The sequence below is a fragment of the Streptomyces indicus genome (genome assembly GCF_900100315.1).
Lineage (GTDB): Bacteria > Actinomycetota > Actinomycetes > Streptomycetales > Streptomycetaceae > Streptomyces > Streptomyces indicus.
This window is the reverse complement of sequence record NZ_FNFF01000045.1, coordinates 1-1,322: the sequence shown is the minus strand read 5'-3', so window position 1 is coordinate 1,322 and position 1,322 is coordinate 1. Positions and strand designations below refer to the sequence as shown.

At 66.2% G+C, this 1,322-nt stretch carries 2 protein-coding genes; both read left to right on the top strand.

The window, feature by feature from the left end:
* Positions 1-45: 45 nt before the first annotated feature.
* Positions 46-854, top strand: a protein-coding gene (locus BLT97_RS37200) for an IS5 family transposase (RefSeq protein ID WP_093618499.1) whose coding sequence is annotated in 2 segments (ribosomal slippage) — positions 46-391 and positions 391-854 — 810 coding nt in all. Because the reading frame shifts where the segments join, the coding sequence is not laid out codon by codon here.
* 38 nt (positions 855-892) lie between these two features.
* Positions 893-1,294 carry a hypothetical protein gene (locus BLT97_RS37195; RefSeq protein WP_176954038.1) on the top strand — a complete coding sequence of 134 codons (402 nt, stop codon included), beginning with the start codon at positions 893-895 and terminating at the stop codon, positions 1,292-1,294.
* Positions 1,295-1,322 lie beyond the last annotated feature (28 nt).

Genomic DNA, 1,322 nt, shown 5'->3' with positions numbered 1-1,322 from the left:
AGACGGTGTCTCGATTGGCGGTAGGTCGTTGCTTCGGGCATGGACATAGTTGAGCGGCTCGTGCCGGACGGACTGTGGGAGATCTTCGAGGACGTGGCGCCGGAGCCGCCGGTACGCGTCCAGGGCGGAGGCCGCCGGCGATGCGATGACCGGGCGGTGCTGGCCGCGATCGTGTTCGTCGCGACCTCGGGTTGCGCCTGGCGGCAGCTGCCACCGGTCTTCGGCGCCTCCTGGCAGACGGTGCATCGGCGTTTCACGGACTGGTCGCGGGCGCGGGTATGGGCCAAGCTGCACCGCGTCGTTCTTGATCGGCTTGGCGCGAACGGCGAGTTGGACTGGTCGCGCTGCGCGATCGACTCGGTCAGTGTCCGGGCAGTCAAAGGGGGCCCTTGACGGGACCGAATCCGACCGATCGCGGCAAGCTCGGATCAAAGATTCACGTCATCTGCGACCGCAACGGGTTGCCGATCTCCGTGGGGATTTCCGGCGCTAACCTGCACGACAGTCAGGCCCTGATCCCGCTGATGGGCGGCATCCCGCCGATCCGCTCCCGCTATGGGCCTCGGCGCCGTCGCCCAGCCAAGCTGCATGCGGACAAAGGCTACGACTTTGACCACCTGCGAGGCTGGCTGCGCCGTCGACAGATCGTGCCGCGCATCGCCCGCCGCGGGGTGGAGAGTTCCGGCCGTCTGGGCCGGCACCGCTGGGTGGTCGAGCGGACGATGTCCTGGCTCAACGGGTGCCGTCGCTTGCACCGCCGCTATGAGCGCAAGGCCGAGCACTTCCTCGCCTTCGTCGGATTGGCCAGTGCCCTGATCTGCTACCGGCGCCACATCCGATCAAGGCATCCTTAGGTCGCCAAGAGGAGCGATGGTGCAGCAGGAGGTGTGAGGTGGACGTGCTCTGGTCGGCAACGGACCTGGAGTCCGGACGGTCCTCGGCGATCGAGCGGCACTCCGGTATCGAGGAACTGGCGGATCATTTCACCGCATTGCGCTCGCGGGGACGGGGTTACGTTGAAGTGCGACGGCCAGGCAGTGAGTTTCCCCTGCTGACTCTGGGCTTCCAGGATAATCACGCAGTGATCCATGTCTTCGGCGACGCCGAGCGGTCGTCCCTCCTCATCGGCGATGGCACCGCCGCATCGGACGCCTCGGTCCACGTGCCGATCATGGACGATCTGGTCGTGTTCAGTGGCGACTTGGCCCTGGACGTCGATCGCGCATGGATCACCGTGCACCACTTCATCAGGACAGGACGGCCCGCCGAACTGGGCGAGTGGCGCGAACTTTAGGCAGCTCACGCCAATCGAGACACCGTTT